This is a genomic window from Streptomyces sp. NPDC048604 (assembly GCF_043199435.1).
Lineage (GTDB): Bacteria > Actinomycetota > Actinomycetes > Streptomycetales > Streptomycetaceae > Streptomyces.
In genome coordinates this window covers 156,300-169,857 of the sequence record NZ_JBICVX010000001.1, presented here as the reverse complement: position 1 = coordinate 169,857, position 13,558 = coordinate 156,300, and the positions used below count along the sequence as shown (strand labels likewise).

The following is a 13,558-nucleotide window of genomic DNA, read 5'->3' as shown; positions in this document are numbered from 1 at the left end:
CTCGGCGAGCCGGTCCCTGACCGCCTCACGGTGGTGAAGGGCGTCCGGTGTCGACTCAGCGCTCGGCGGCACGCCCCGTCCGCGAAGACATGGAGCATGCGCAGCGTGCGCAGGCAGTCGGCAAGGTGCGCGGGAACCGGGATCGTGATGCGGATGAGCTCACCCGCCTCTGCGACATCAGCGAGAACATCATGGGCGTCGGCCTCAAGGCCGCTTCCTGGTTTCACTCGAGACCTCGCCCACGACGGCGACGGCGACGGTGACCGCCGAGCGGATCTCCGTACTCGCCGAGTTCGGAGCGACCCGGGTAAGCATCGGCGTGCAGAGCTTCATAGACGAGGAAGCCCGCGCGGCCGTGCGGCCGCAGACGCGCGACGAGGTCGAGGTCGCGCTCGCCCGTCTCAAGGAGGAGCAGTTTCCCGCCTCGACATCGACCTCATCTACGGCATGGACCGCCGCGATGCTGATGCGCCGGGGCTGCCCCTTCAGGCTCCGGATGCCGGCCCGATCGATCTCGATCGGCTACCCGCCCGGCGTGGGCCCGACCCGTCCTTCCGCGCCTGTGAAACGCAGCAGTCGGGGGCGGTCGGTGAGCCCGCGGTAGAGCTGCTGGGCAAGGGCCGCCCACAGAGCGCGCTCCTCGTCGAGGCTCTCCGGCAGGATGACGCCCATCTCCTTCAGGAGGTCACGCCGGTGCACGTTGGGCGCCACAGCCGCCGATGCCAGCCGGGCTCCATGTCCGCGACGACGCGACGCCAGCCATGCCTCCGGCGTCCTCCGCCTGATCACGGCTCGGGCGACGTCCTCCTGTGGCGCCTGGACCGCCCTCACGACCCGGTCTTCCGGCACCCGGTCACCGAGGAGATACGCATCGACACACAGGCGCGTGTGCTGCGCTACACCACGGGCAGCCCCCAGGGGGCACACGAACCGTGCGCGGCCTCGACGTGAGCCGGGCCCTGGACCCGTCGTGGCAGGAGGGGGCGGCCACACGGGCCGTCCACAGCGCCGACGGCCGTGTCGTCGCCGTCGTCCGCGCCGGCCACGTCTCCCTCCTCGACGGTCGTAAGGGCCGGCGCCTGGCCACCGTCCCGGTGGCACCGACGGGCAGGACCTCGGTGGACTCCCTCGTGCTGATGTCGCTGAGCGTCGACGGGCAACGCCTCGCCTTCGGCCGAGGCACGGCCGACGTCCCTCGGCGCACCGACCCGGATCAACGTGTGGGACACCACCCACAACCGGAGCCTCGTGGACATCGCCGTCCCGTCCGAGGACATGGCGTTCACCGGTCTCGCGCTCAGCCAGGACGGCAGGACCCTGATGACCACGGACGACTCGGGCGGCGCGATCACGGTCCGGGACGCCGCCGACGGCACAAAGCTGCGGGTGCTGAACCGGGGGAAGAGCGACGGGACGGACGGGGACGACGGAGTCCTGGCCGCCGTCTCCTCCGACGGCGGCACGGTCCTGACGGACACGGGCGCCCTCGTCCGCACCACGGGAAACGGCCACGAGCGCACCGCGCTGGAGAACTGCGCGTGCCGCACCGTCTTCAGCCCCGCCGGTGACTGCGCCGCCGTGATCGGCTCCGGGGCCGGCATCACGCTGTGGGACGGCGGCTACGCACGCCGCTCGGGCTGCTGTCCGGCAACCTGTCCAAGGGGATGCCGGGCGTATCGGAGGGCCGGGCGAGTCGCGCGGCGTCGGCCTGCTCGGTCCGGACGGAGGTCAGGGGCGGGGCGATGCCTTCGATCTCGCCGAACCGCTTTCGTTTCCGGCGGTGTGGGGTGACCCTGCTGGGATCCGCCGCGTTCTCCGCCGATGAGATGCGGACGCCGTCCCCTCCGGGCAGAGTAGGTAAGGACCTGTTCGTACCCAGGTGGTCCCCTGTGGTCCCGCGTGCTGGAGACGGGACGGAGTGATGCGAGGATTGTCGTGGCGTCGGAGTGATCGATGTTCCGCAGACGGCCGACCGCCAATAGCGAGGACCTTCTGGTCCGGCTCGGGTCGCTGACCGCCAGAGCGCGGGAGTTGGCCGAGACGCAGCGTTCCCGTGTCGAGTTCGCCTTGGCCCTGCAGCGTGACATGCTGCCCTCGGACCTGCCCAGTTTTCCGGGCGCCCGGCTGGCCGTCCGCTATGAGCCCGCCAACCACGGGCTCAACGTCGGCGGTGACTGGTACGACGCCTTCTCCCTGCCCGGTGGGCAGATCGGCATGTCCATCGGTGACGTGCAGGGGCACAACATCGAGGCCGCCGCCTTCATGGGACAGGTCCGCGTGGCACTGCGCGCGCTGGCCTCCGTCACCGGAGACCCGGGAGAGCTGCTCGGTCGCACCAACGACCTGCTGATCTCTCTGGGCGCCGACCTCTTCGCCACCTGCACCTTCCTGCGGCTCGACCCCGTTGCCGGCACCCTGGAGTGCGCTCGGGCCGGTCACATCCCCCACATCTGGGCCACCACCGACGGCCGCTCCGGCATCGACGACAGCGAGGGCGGGCCTCCGCTCGGTGTGCTCCGCGACGTCGACTACCCGACCACGCGCCACCGGCTCACCGCCCACGGTGTCTTCGTCCTCCTGACCGACGGGGTGGTGGAGGGGCCCTCGCTCCACGTCGACGAGGGTCTGGACCGGGTGACGCGGCTCGCCGGGATCACCGCCGTCGCCGGGCTGGACGTCGACGCGCTCGCCACCGCCGTCATGAAGCTGGCGGCCACGGTGGGGCACGAGGACGACGCGGCCGTCCTGGTCGTCGGCCATGACGGCGGTCCGGCCCGGTCGGCGGCCGAGGAGTGAGGGGAGGGGGGCTCGCCTCGGGCCGGGTCGGTCCTCGCACCGGCCCGGCCCGTGCCGTAAGGCGGCGCCCGACACGCAGGGGTCCTTGCCCGGTCGTGGCGGCCCAGCCGGTGTCTGATGGCTGACGTGTTGGATACTCGGCGGTTCCGGCCCTCTACGGAGGCGGCTCTGATGTCGCTGGCCGTGACGGTTTGCTACTACGCGGCCGGACGACTCGGCCTGATGGGCCGCCTCGTCGTCGAAGGCGTGGTGGTCACCCCCATCTGGCCGCCCACCGGCGTCGCCGTCGCCGCCCTGCTGCTGCTCGGCGCGCGGGTCTGGCCTGGGATCGCCCTCGGCTCCTTCCTAGTCATCGCCTCCCTCACCGCTCCGGGGCCCACCACGGTGGTCACCGTGGTGAGCAACACCGTCGCGCCGCTCTGCGCCTTGCTGCTGCTGCGACGGGCCGGCTTCCGGCGCGACATGGCTCGGCTGCGGGACGGACTCTCCCTGGTCTTCCTCGGCGGGTTCGGCGCCATGCTGATCAGCGCGACCGCGGGGGTCGGACTGCAGGTGGCGAAGGGCTCCCTGGACAAGAGCGAGTTCTGGCCCGCCTGGCTGGCCTGGTGGGTGGGCGACACGATGGGGGTGGTGCTCGTCGCCCCGCTCCTGCTCGTCCTCGCGGGGCCGGCCGGACGGTTCCGGTTACGGCGCTGGAAGGAGGCGGCCTTTCTGGGGCTGACGACCCTGGTCCTCATGCCCATGGCCGTGCTCAACCCGATGAGCATGCTCTTCCTCGTCTTCCCCCTGCTGATCTGGGCAGCGCTCCGCTTCCAGCTCGCCGGAAGCATGCTGTGCGCGCTCTTCGCCTCCGTGCTCACCACCTTCGAGGCGACCTCCGGGCGGGGCGCGTTCCTCCACCTGACGGACGTCGAGATCATGGCCAAGCTCCAGGCGTTCAACGGTTCCGCCGCCCTGACCGCCCTGCTTCTCGCCTCCGTCATCACCGAGCAGCGTGCGACCCGCCGGTCGGTGCGCCGCGCCTGCCAGGAACTGGCGGAGGTGCTGGAGCACCTCGCGGCGGGCGAGCCCTCGCCGGGTCCACCCGGCACCGCCGAGAGCCGGGCAGCACCACCCGGCGGGCACCGGGATTCGTGACACCCACGCCGGAGCCGGCGCAGGGATCAGGAGCCGTACAACAACTGCAAGGCATGGGAACTGTCCGGCGCTGGCAAGCTGGTGCGTGATCGCGTTGGAGATGCACGGTCCTGAGCTGGTGGTTTTGTCAGGTGGTGGTGTTGCGGTCGGAGACCGGGGCCGGGGATGGCCCGGTAGGTGTCGGGCAGGACCTCTCGCCGGTGGGTCCAGCGGGTCAGCTGCCTCCAGCGTTTGTGGTCGGCGAGCGCGTGCTCGACGGTGATGCGTTCGATGAGTGGTTGTGCCGGGCCTCTTCTCTGGCTGCGTGCACGTGCGGCAAAGCGATCTTGTTCGGTTTTCCGGGTGGCGTGATGGCCTGTCCGGGGTGGTCGCGTCCGAGACCGAGGGAGCCGTCGTCCAGAAGCGCCTCCGGGAAATGCTGGAAGCAGACGGCGACGCCTTCGTTGCTTGCGGCGGTCGCATCGTGCATCCGACCAGGTCGCAGGGCATCGGCCCACAGCGCGCGGCCCCGGGCATCGGCAATGACGGTGTCCTTCATAGTGTTCTGCTTCTTCCTTGCCGTGACCCCGGGCCGCGATCCGGCTACCGCTACCGGCCACAGTTCTTCGCCGAGGTCTGGAAGCCCGGCGAGCCGTCGTTGGCCATCCCGATCGCCTGCAAGGGCAACCACAGCAACGCCGCCACGTCGCACACCCAGCTGGCGTCCGCCTCCGCCCATGTCGAAGCAGTCCACATCGGCGCGTGGAACCAGACGCCGGCCTTGGTGTTCAGCACGGAGCTTCCGACCGAGGGCCCCCTCACGGTGCACGCCTTGCAGGCACGAGGAACCGGCGGCCGGCTGAACGGCTCGCCGGACACCCCCAACAACCGCCTCGATCAACCCGTCGACGACGAGAACATCTACCCGGGAATCCAACGGCCCCACGAGGGCGACGCCCCGCCAGCGCCCGAGCCGGGGTTCCACGTCCAGCCCGAGCACTATCCGTGGTTTCGGCGCGTCCTCGCCCGAAGCGCCGCCGCCGGCCTGACGGCCTTCGCCGGAGATGGCGCGGCCACCGCGCAGTACCTGACCAAGAGGCAGGGACAGCGCCACTTCGGGGGGCATCAGCAGAATCCTCGTGCCGGCAGTACACCTGTCCCAGCCGTAGACGAGTTGGAGCGCGATCGTCTGCCGGTCATCGCGGTGGGAGCGAGACGTTCACCCCGGTCGCCGACAGCCCGGAACGGTCCGAGGTCCGGCACGCGAAGACCGTTGTCGGACGGGTAGTTGCGCCGCCACGATGACGTTCCCGTACAGGTCTTCGAAGTGCAGAGAGCGGCTGTCGACCTCCTCCCGCTCGTCCCACACCCGCACGCCGTGTGCGCGCAGGTGATCGGCGGTCTGTTGCACATCGGCCGTATACAGGACGAGCAGAGGCTGACCGCCGCACTGACGGCCGATCAGCTCACGCTCCTGCTCCGTGGCCGCGGGCATCAGCCAGAGGCCCGCCGGCGCCCGGTCGGGCAGGCCGATGTGCAGGTAGCGGTAGCCGTCAGCCGTCTGGTCGTGCAGGACCTCGAAGCCCAGGACGTCCCGGTAGAAGGCCAGGGCGGCTTCGGTGTCCGCGACAAGCACCACCATGCGCCCGAGCGCGGAGAAGAGCGGGTTCTGATCAGGGGAAGGAGCCATGGGGTGAAGCCTCCGGGTGAGGGTGGTGCTTCCGGTCGACCGGTCATTCGACGCCTAGCAGTCGCCGCCGGTCGTCGGGGCGGGATGCGAATTCCGCGCAGGACGCCTGGTGGACGATGCTGCCCTTCTGCATGACCGCCACGTTCTGGGCGACGGACAAGGCCAGCCCCAGGTTCTGCTCGACGAGGAGGACCGACATGCCCTGCGCGCTCACCTCCCGGATCACTTCGCCCACGTGGGCGACGATCGCGGGAGCGAGGCCGTCGGACGGCTCGTCGAGCAGCAGCAGGCGCGGATTGCCCAGCAGGGCCCGGGCGATCGCGAGCATCTGCTGTTCCCCGCCGGAGAGCTGGTCACCGCGATGCCCGAGCCGCTCCCCCAGGCGCGGCAGCAGGTCGAGGACGCGGGCCCGCGTCCACGCGCCCCGTGTCGGACCCCGCGAGGCGATCGCCAGGTGCTCTGCCACGGTCAGCGGCGCGAAGACGCGGCGCCCCTGCGGAACGACACCCACGCCGGCCCGGGCTATCACGTCGACGCGGGCCCCTGCGATCTCCCGGCCGTCGAGGGTGACGCTGCCCTGGTACGGCCGGACGAGTCCCATGATGGTCGAGACGAGGGTGGTCTTCCCGACTCCGTTGCGCCCGAGCACCGCGACGGTCGCGCCCGCGTCGAGGTCGAGATCGACACCGCCCAGGACGATGCCCCCGGCGTAACCGGAACTCAGCTCGCGCACGCTGAGGAACGGCTTCACGACGCCACCTCCATGGTTCCGAGGTAGGCGCTCTGGACCTCTGCGGAGGCCCGCACCTCATCCGGGGATCCGGTCTTGAGGTGCCTGCCGAGGTGCATGACCGTCACCGTGTCGGCGAGCTCGAAGACCATGTCGAGATCGTGTTCGATCAGGAGGACGGTCACCTCATCGGGCAGGGCGGCGAGCAGTTCAGTGAGTCGTGCCGTCTCCGCCGGCGACATGCCGGCCGCCGGCTCGTCCAGCAGCAGCAGCCGGGGTTCCGTGGCCAGCGCGACGGCGACCTCCAGCTGCCGTCGTTCGCCGTGCGAGAGGGCGGCCGCCAGGGCGTCGTGCCGGGTGGGCAGGCCAACTCGTTCGAGGAGTGTGCGCGCCTGCGCGATCGCCGCGGCCCGGGCACTCACCTTCCGCCAGCCGCCGAGTCCCGTACCGGGCCGGCGCAGCACGGCGAGCAGTACGTTCTCCAGAGCGGTCTCACGCATGAAGAGACTGGAGTGCTGGAAGGTCGCGGCGACACCGAGCGCGACCCGGCGGTCCACCGGCAGCCGGGTCACGTCCCGCCCGTCGACGAGGATGCGTCCGGTGGTGGCCGCCGACGTTCCGGATATCAGGCCGAACAGGGTGGACTTTCCTGCCCCGTTCGGGCCGATGATCGCGTGCCGAGCGCCCGCACGCACCGTGAGGTCTACGTCGTCCACGGCTCTGAAGGACCCGAAGTGCCGTGATGCCTGCCGTAGTTCCAGGAGATCGAGATGTGTCACGCCGTTCTCTTCCGGGTCGTTTTGGACGGGAGCCGTACGCCGGCCAGCCCGCGAGGCAGCGTGTAGACGGCGGCGACGAAGAACAGGCCGAGCAGCAGCGGCCCCCGCCCGGCGATGGCTTCGAGGTTTCCCAGGTACTCGCGCATGAGCCAGATGAGCGCGGCGCCGGTACAAGTCCCCCACATCGAGCCGGCGCCGCCGATGACGACGGCGAGCAGCGCCAGGGCGGCGATCTCGAATCCGGCGTCGCCGGGCGAGACGAACCGCTGCACCGACACCCACAGGGCTCCCGCGGCGCCGGCCAGTGCTCCGGCGCCGCAGTAGACGGTCAGGGCATAGCGCCGGGTGGGATATCCGATCGCTCTCATCCGGGACTCGTTGTCGCGGATTCCGCGCAGGGCTAGGGCGAACGGCGTCGAGCCCAGGCGGGAGACGGCCGCGAAGAGCAGCAGGAACACGGCCAGGACGTAGAAGTACACCAGCCCGTCAAGCTCCAGCGCGGGCATGCCGGGCAACGGGACGACGGGCGGGATGCCGGACATGCCGTCGGTACCGTTGGTCAACGACTTCCAGTCGACGGCGGCGCTGTAGGCGATCTCGCCGATGGCCAGCGTGAGCATCAGGAACACCACACCCCGGGCCCTCACGGCCAGCCATCCTGTCGGCACGGCCACGAGCGCGGAGACCCCTGCGGCGATGAGGAGTTGGAGGATCCCTGTGTCGGTGAGCCGCGTCGCCACGATCGCCGCCGTATAGGCGCCCACGCCGAAGTACGCCGACTGCCCGAGGGTCGGCAGTCCGGTCAGACCGGTGAGCAGGTTGACGCTCAGGGCGAGAAGGGCGAACACCAGGATCCGCGACAGGGTGCCGATGGCGTACGAGCCCAGGACGAAGGGGGCCGACGCGAGCCCGACGGCGACGGCGGTCGCGGAGAGCCGCCGTGCGGTGGATCGGGAAGGTCTGGACGGGCTCATGCGCGCACCCCCGACGGGACCAGGCCGTGCGGGCGGACGACGAGCACGGCCAGCATGGCGCCGAAGAGCAGGAAGGGAGCGTACTCCGGGAGCAGCGCCACTCCGAGTGTCTGCACCTGGCCGATGAGAAGCGCGCCGACGAGTGCACCGCGCACGGATCCGAGACCGCCCACCACGACGACGACGAGCGAAAGGACGAGCACGGATTCGTCGACGCCCGGCCCGGGCCCGAGAATCGGCGCCCCGAGGACGCCACCGATCGCGGCCAGGGCCGCGCCGAGCGCGAAGACCCCGTAGAGCACCTTGCGGATGTCGACGCCCAGCGCGCGGACCATGTCGCGGTCCGCGACGGTGGCCCGTACCAGTGCTCCGAGCGAGCTGCGTTCGAAGACGAGGTACACGACGGCGGCGAGGCCGGTCGCGACGCCGATGAACACGAGCCGGTAGACCGGATACGCATGGCCGAAGAGGTCCACCGTCCCGCGGAGGGCGGTGGGCGGGTCGGTGGGCAGCACCTCGCCGCCGAAGGCCGCGGCGAGGAGATCGGCGACGATGAAGGTGATGCCGAGCGTCAGCACGGCCTGGTCGAGGTGTCCGCGCCGGGCCAGCGGCTGGGTGAGGAACGTCAGCGCCGCGCCGCCCAGGACGCCGACCAGGGCGCCGGCCGCCAGCGCGAGGAGCAGGCCCCACAGGCTCCCGTCGGACAGTGCGTAGGCGACGTAGGCCCCGGCGAGGTAGAGCGTGCCGTGGGCCAGGTTGAGTACGTCCATCATGCCGAAGACCAGGGAGAGACCGACCGCGATCGTGAACAGCAGCAGACCGAAGGCGATCCCGTCGATGACGCTGACGAAGTTGCCGTCCAACCATCCGGCCATGTCAGCCGCCCAGCCGGCCGAGCTCGGAACGGACGGTGTTGGCCCCCTGCTTGACCTCACGCAGGTACCAGGGCTGGATCGGCGTACCGCCGCTGTTGAACCGCCAGGTGCCGCGAGGGCTGTCGATGTCCCCCACCTTGGCGATGGCGGCGTTGACTGTCTCCGAGGTCACCGTGGATCCGGCCGCCTTGATCGCCTTGTCGAGCACCTGCGCCGCGTCCCATGACGCCATCGCGTAGGTGGTCGGGGCCGTCCCGTAAGCGGAGGTGTAGGCCGGGGCGAACCGCTTGTTGGCGGCGTTGTCCAGGTCCGCGCTGTAGTTGAGTGCGGTGAGGATGCCGGTGGCTGCCTCTCCCTGACCCTTGAGCACGCCGCCCTCGGTGAGGAAGCCGGGCGCGTAGAGCGGGATCTTGCCGGCAAGTCCGAAGTCCCGGTACTGCTTGACGAAGTCGACGGCCGCACCGCCGGCGTAGAAGCAGAAGACGGCCTTCGCGCCGGATCTCTCGATCTGCGCGAGGTACGGCTGGAAGTTCTTGGTCCCGGGGAACGGTGTGTACACCGCCTCCCCCGCGATCTTGCCGCCCGCCGGGAGGAAGGTGGACTTGAAGCCCTCCACCTCGTCCTTGCCCGCCTGGTAGCCCGCGGCGATGAGGAACACACTGCCGCCGGCCTTCTCCGCCACGTGCTTGCCCAGCGCCTTGCCGGGTTCGTCATTGACGTACGAGGTGCGCCAGATGTACTGGGTCCCCGTCAGTGTCGTGGGCGAGGCGTTCGAGCCGACGAGCGGAACCCTGCCGGTCTCGAACAGGTCCTTGACCCCGTTGATGGTGGCCGAGCTCACCACGCCGCTCACCGCCAGCACACGGTCCTGCTTGACCAGCTTCTCCGCCGCCGCCTTGCCCGAGTCGGCCGTCTCCCCCTCGTCCGCGACCACGATCTCCACCTCGCGCCCGCCGAGCCTGCCACCGTGCTGTTCGACGTAGAGCTCGAAGCCCTGCTTCATCTCGTCGCCCAGTGCCTTGTAGGTCCCCGACTGCGGGACGAGGAGCCCGATCTTCAAGGGCCCGTCCTGCGTGTCGCCGCCGTTCCCGAGGCTGGCACCACCACATGCCGTGGCCAGCGAGAGGGCCAGCGTCACGGCGATGAGTCCGATGGGGCGAATCCGACTTCTCATGAATGCTCCGTACGTGGTCAACCAGCCCTGAAGGGCCGGGATGTTGCCGAGGGGACTGCCTTGAGGGTCCCGGGCAAGGGAGGTCCAGCCCTCAGGGGCGACCTGGCCGCCGATTGAGGAGTGCCGGGAAAGTGACACGTGTCTATCGCTTAATCGGGACGACCGTCAAGAGATCGCGAGATGGTGGGCCACACCCCTTGACTCCGCCCTCACGTATGCCGCCACACTGACCATCGCCAATTTCGCGCAATGTCGATCGAGCGAGCGGGCTCGTGATCAGTCAGGAGTTGAAGCACCATGACCGACGATCCATCGCGGCGCAAAGTCCTCAAGAACAGCGGGGCGCTGGCCGGAGCCACACTGCTGTCCGGCCTGTCGGGCGGGCGCGCGGCGGCGCAGGCCACCCCGCGTACGGACGACACCACACCCGTCGTGGATCTGCCCACCGGCGGACTGCGCGGAAGCACGGAAGGCGCCCTTTCCGTCTTCAAGGGCGTGCCGTACGCGGCCCCGCCGATCGGCGCGCTTCGATGGCGGCCGGCTCAGCCCCACCCGGGCTGGCAGGGAACCCGCGACGCGACCGCCTTCGGCCCGAGCGCACCGCAGCCTTACCGGGAAGGAGGCGACCAAGTGCTCGGAACTCACGGCTCACCCCCCTTCGACGAGGACTGCCTCACGCTCAACGTCTGGACTCCCGGGGCCGACAACGCCAAGCGACCGGTGATGGTGTGGATCCACGGCGGCGGCTTCATCTCGGGATCCGGCTCGCTGCCCAACTACTCCGGCGAGACTTTCGCACGCAACGGCGACCTCGTCGTCGTGACCGTCAACTACCGGCTCGGCCCTCTGGGTTACCTCTACTTCGGCGAGGAGGGCGCCGGCGGGAACTTCTGGCTCACCGACCAGCTCGCCGCCCTGCGCTGGGTACGGGACAACATCGCCGCGTTCGGCGGCGACCCGGACAACATCACCGTCGCCGGCCAGTCCGGTGGCGCGCTGTCGGTCGCGGCTCTGGCCGGGGTACAGCCCAAGGGCCGCCCGCTGTTCCGGCGCGCCATCCTGCAGAGCCCTCCGCTCGGACTGAAGATCCCCACGCGCGCCGAGTCGCTCCAGCGCACCGCCGCCTTCCTGGACATCCTCGGAGCCAAGGACGTGGCGGAGCTACGGGCCGTGCCCTGGCCGCGCCTGATCGCCGCCACCTTCGAGATGTTCGGGCGCACCGGACGGTGGGGATACTGGTCGACCCCGTTCCTGCCGGTGCTCGACGGAATCACGCTGGACCGCGACCCCGCCGACCTGTTGCTCAGCGGCGCCGGGACGGAGATCGACGTGCTGATCGGCTGGACCCGGGAAGAGGCCAACTTCGCCTTCGCGCTCAGCCAGCCGTACGCCGCCGCAACCAAGGAGCAGGTGCTCGCAAGGGCGCGGGACACCTTCGGGAACCGGGCGGCCCAGGCGTACACCGCTTACGAGGAGGCCCGGCCGGGTGCCAGGCCGGTGGACGTACTCATGGATCTGATCGGCGACGACCTCTTCCGCATGCCCGCTCTGGCGCTGGCCGAAGGGCGGGCGGCTCGCGGGCGTCCGGTCTGGGCGTACCAGTTCGATCTCCCGACCCCCGCGCACGACGGTCGGCTCGCGGCCGCACACTGCCTGGAACTGCCGTTCGTGTTCAACAACTTCGACAAGTGGTCACAGGCCCCGTTCCTGGCAGGACTCAACCCCCGGATCCGTGACGGTCTCGCCGCGACCATGCACGCGTCCTGGATCTCCTTCATCCGCACCGGCGACCCCAACCACGACCCCATGCCGCGCTGGGGCCGCTACGACCGGGAGTCCCGCACGACGATGGCCCTCGACTCGGTCACCACCGCTGTCGACGACCTCGCGGGCTACTGGCGGCGCCTGCACCAGGCGACAGCGCGGTAGCCCCATCCGTCAGGTCCCGTGGCGCTCCGCACCGCGGGACACCGGATCTGGCGCGAACCGCTTGGAATGTGTTACACAGAAAACGTCAGTTACACGTGTAACACATCGTATCTGTCCCGTTCAGGAATCGCGGAGCGTTTGATGTTCACCTCACCCGAGCAGATGCCGCTCCCCTTCTCCTGGGCCGACCAGGAACGCAGTCTGGTCGGCCATCTCTCGGCACTGGTCCGCCTGGACACCTCGAACCCGCCGGGCAACGAGATCGCCGTCGCGCGCTACCTCTCCCGCGAGCTGACCCCCTTCGGTATCGCGCACACCATTCTGGAGTCCGAGCCCGGACGGGCCAACCTCGTCGCCCGGCTGCCCGGGTCGGGGCAGAAGCCGCCGCTCATGCTGCTGAGCCACGCCGACGTGGTCGGCGCGGGGCCCGACGGGTGGAGCCGTCCGCCCTTCTCGGGCGAGGTGGCCGACGGCCGCGTCTGGGGCCGCGGAGCGCTCGACATGAAGAGCCAGGTCGCCGCGAGCCTGCTGACGATGCAACTCCTGGCCGCCCACCGGATCCGGCTGACCCGGGATGTGCTGATGGTGGTCACAGCCGACGAGGAAGCCGGCAGCCGGCTGGGGGCGTACTGGCTCTGGGAGAACCACCGCACTCTCGTCGAGGCCGAGTTGGCCATCAACGAAGGCGGCGGCCAGCGTTTCATGACCCCCGGCGGCCCTGTGTACACCGTGCAGGTGGCCGAGAAGGGCAGCGCCCGGATGCGGGTCACCGCGCGCGGGCCCGGCGGCCATGCCTCCGTCCCACGTGCGGAGTCTGCGGTCTTCGCGCTTGCCGAGGCCCTGCTCCGCCTGCGCGCGTTCGCCCCGAAGTCGGTGCTGCATCCGGCCTCGCACCTCATGCTGAGCACCTTGGCGGACCTGCACCCGGGACCGGGCGCGGAGGCGATCGAGCAACTGCTGAAGGAACCGACCTGGGCCCGGGCGAACAGCCTGCCCATCGATCCCGTCCTGCGGGAGTTCGTCGTCGCCGGGCTGCACAACACCGCCACTCCCACCATGCTGTCCGCGGGGCAGCGGCAGAACGTGGTGCCCGTCGAGGCGAGTGTGGTGCTCGACGGGCGTCTTCTGCCCGGCGAGCTGCCCGATCAGTGGGTCGAGGAGATTCAACGGGCTGCCGGAGACCGTGTCGAGGTCTCACTGCTGCACGGCAGAGCGAGCCACGCCGTCCACGACGACCCGGAGATCCTGCGGGTCCTGGGCGATACGGTCGGGGCCCACGAACCGGGTGCGCGGGTCCTGCCGTACATCAATCCGGCGTCCACGGATGCCCGCGCCTTCCCCGACACGAGGGTGATCGGGTTCTTTCCCTCCTCAAGTGACGCGGACATCATGCGGCTCATCCACGCGCCCGACGAACATGCCCGGATCACCGACCTGATGTTCGGCGGGAAATGCCTCCTCGACGCGGTCCTCAGACTCTCCACATGAAAGGAGC

Annotated in this window: 12 protein-coding genes and 2 pseudogenes; 6 read left to right on the top strand and 8 right to left on the bottom strand. The window is 70.2% G+C overall.

Annotated elements, in window-relative coordinates; genetic code table 11:
- Window positions 1–149: 149 nt before the first annotated feature.
- Window positions 150–453: pseudogene (locus ACGFMM_RS00695) on the top strand (radical SAM protein); the annotation flags it as partial.
- A gap of 69 nt (window positions 454–522) precedes the next feature.
- Here the strand turns inward: ACGFMM_RS00695 and ACGFMM_RS00690 are convergent.
- Window positions 523–711, bottom strand: coding sequence for a hypothetical protein (locus tag ACGFMM_RS00690; protein ID WP_393642817.1), 189 nt, complete (start codon window positions 709–711; stop codon window positions 523–525).
- A gap of 507 nt (window positions 712–1,218) precedes the next feature.
- Here ACGFMM_RS00690 and ACGFMM_RS00685 point away from each other — a divergent pair.
- The 3 genes from ACGFMM_RS00685 to ACGFMM_RS00675 all read left to right on the top strand — a co-directional run bounded on the left by ACGFMM_RS00685 (window position 1,219) and on the right by ACGFMM_RS00675 (window position 3,933).
- Window positions 1,219–1,791, top strand: a complete 573-nt coding sequence (locus ACGFMM_RS00685) for a hypothetical protein (RefSeq protein ID WP_393641795.1) — start codon at window positions 1,219–1,221, stop codon at window positions 1,789–1,791.
- Between the two features lie 162 nt (window positions 1,792–1,953).
- A complete protein-coding gene (locus tag ACGFMM_RS00680) occupies window positions 1,954–2,796 on the top strand; it encodes a PP2C family protein-serine/threonine phosphatase (RefSeq protein WP_393641793.1) in 843 nt (280 codons plus the stop codon).
- A gap of 117 nt (window positions 2,797–2,913) precedes the next feature.
- Complete coding sequence (locus ACGFMM_RS00675) at window positions 2,914–3,933, top strand: MASE1 domain-containing protein (protein WP_393641791.1); 1,020 nt, start codon at window positions 2,914–2,916, stop codon at window positions 3,931–3,933.
- Window positions 3,934–4,060: 127 nt separating this feature from the next.
- On the opposite strand, the pseudogene ACGFMM_RS00670 reads toward ACGFMM_RS00675, so the two are convergent.
- The 7 genes and pseudogenes from ACGFMM_RS00670 to ACGFMM_RS00640 form a co-directional block, all read right to left on the bottom strand.
- Window positions 4,061–4,492, bottom strand: a pseudogene (locus ACGFMM_RS00670) (transposase family protein); the annotation flags it as partial.
- A 639-nt stretch (window positions 4,493–5,131) separates the two neighbouring features.
- Entirely contained in the window at window positions 5,132–5,602 is a 471-nt protein-coding gene (locus ACGFMM_RS00665) for a VOC family protein (protein WP_393641789.1), read from the bottom strand.
- A 43-nt stretch (window positions 5,603–5,645) separates the two neighbouring features.
- Window positions 5,646–6,353 carry an ABC transporter ATP-binding protein gene (locus ACGFMM_RS00660; RefSeq protein ID WP_393641787.1) on the bottom strand — a complete coding sequence of 236 codons (708 nt, stop codon included), beginning with the start codon at window positions 6,351–6,353 and terminating at the stop codon, window positions 5,646–5,648.
- Entirely contained in the window at window positions 6,350–7,048 is a 699-nt protein-coding gene (locus ACGFMM_RS00655; RefSeq protein ID WP_393641785.1) for an ABC transporter ATP-binding protein, read from the bottom strand. The genes ACGFMM_RS00660 and ACGFMM_RS00655 overlap by 4 nt, the downstream gene beginning before the upstream one ends.
- Before the next feature lie 59 nt (window positions 7,049–7,107).
- On the bottom strand, window positions 7,108–8,085 hold the full coding sequence (locus ACGFMM_RS00650; RefSeq protein ID WP_393641783.1) for a branched-chain amino acid ABC transporter permease: 978 nt from the start codon (window positions 8,083–8,085) through the stop codon (window positions 7,108–7,110).
- Window positions 8,082–8,960 carry a branched-chain amino acid ABC transporter permease gene (locus ACGFMM_RS00645; RefSeq protein WP_393641781.1) on the bottom strand — a complete coding sequence of 293 codons (879 nt, stop codon included), beginning with the start codon at window positions 8,958–8,960 and terminating at the stop codon, window positions 8,082–8,084. The genes ACGFMM_RS00650 and ACGFMM_RS00645 overlap by 4 nt, the downstream gene beginning before the upstream one ends.
- Before the next feature lies 1 nt (window position 8,961).
- Entirely contained in the window at window positions 8,962–10,134 is a 1,173-nt protein-coding gene (locus ACGFMM_RS00640; RefSeq protein WP_393641779.1) for an ABC transporter substrate-binding protein, read from the bottom strand.
- A 297-nt stretch (window positions 10,135–10,431) separates the two neighbouring features.
- Here ACGFMM_RS00640 and ACGFMM_RS00635 point away from each other — a divergent pair, with 297 nt between their 5' ends.
- The gene (locus ACGFMM_RS00635) at window positions 10,432–12,063 is read left to right on the top strand and encodes a carboxylesterase/lipase family protein (protein WP_393641777.1); all 1,632 of its coding nucleotides are present in this window, start codon (window positions 10,432–10,434) and stop codon (window positions 12,061–12,063) included.
- 141 nt (window positions 12,064–12,204) lie between these two features.
- On the top strand, window positions 12,205–13,551 hold the full coding sequence (locus ACGFMM_RS00630; RefSeq protein ID WP_393641776.1) for a M20/M25/M40 family metallo-hydrolase: 1,347 nt from the start codon (window positions 12,205–12,207) through the stop codon (window positions 13,549–13,551).
- The last annotated feature ends 7 nt before the right edge of the window (window positions 13,552–13,558 follow it).

What these genes read in the sequence shown, in the direction of transcription:
- ACGFMM_RS00645 (WP_393641781.1), bottom strand. Translation starts at nt 8,960, where the DNA reads ATGGCCGGATGGTTGGACGGCAACTTCGTCAGCGTCATCGACGGGATC.
- ACGFMM_RS00665 (WP_393641789.1), bottom strand. Translation starts at nt 5,602, where the DNA reads ATGGCTCCTTCCCCTGATCAGAACCCGCTCTTCTCCGCGCTCGGGCGC.
- ACGFMM_RS00635 (WP_393641777.1), top strand. Translation starts at nt 10,432, where the DNA reads ATGACCGACGATCCATCGCGGCGCAAAGTCCTCAAGAACAGCGGGGCG.
- ACGFMM_RS00650 (WP_393641783.1), bottom strand. Translation starts at nt 8,085, where the DNA reads ATGAGCCCGTCCAGACCTTCCCGATCCACCGCACGGCGGCTCTCCGCG.
- ACGFMM_RS00630 (WP_393641776.1), top strand. Translation starts at nt 12,205, where the DNA reads ATGTTCACCTCACCCGAGCAGATGCCGCTCCCCTTCTCCTGGGCCGAC.
- ACGFMM_RS00680 (WP_393641793.1), top strand. Translation starts at nt 1,954, where the DNA reads ATGTTCCGCAGACGGCCGACCGCCAATAGCGAGGACCTTCTGGTCCGG.
- ACGFMM_RS00640 (WP_393641779.1), bottom strand. Translation starts at nt 10,134, where the DNA reads ATGAGAAGTCGGATTCGCCCCATCGGACTCATCGCCGTGACGCTGGCC.
- ACGFMM_RS00675 (WP_393641791.1), top strand. Translation starts at nt 2,914, where the DNA reads ATGGCTGACGTGTTGGATACTCGGCGGTTCCGGCCCTCTACGGAGGCG.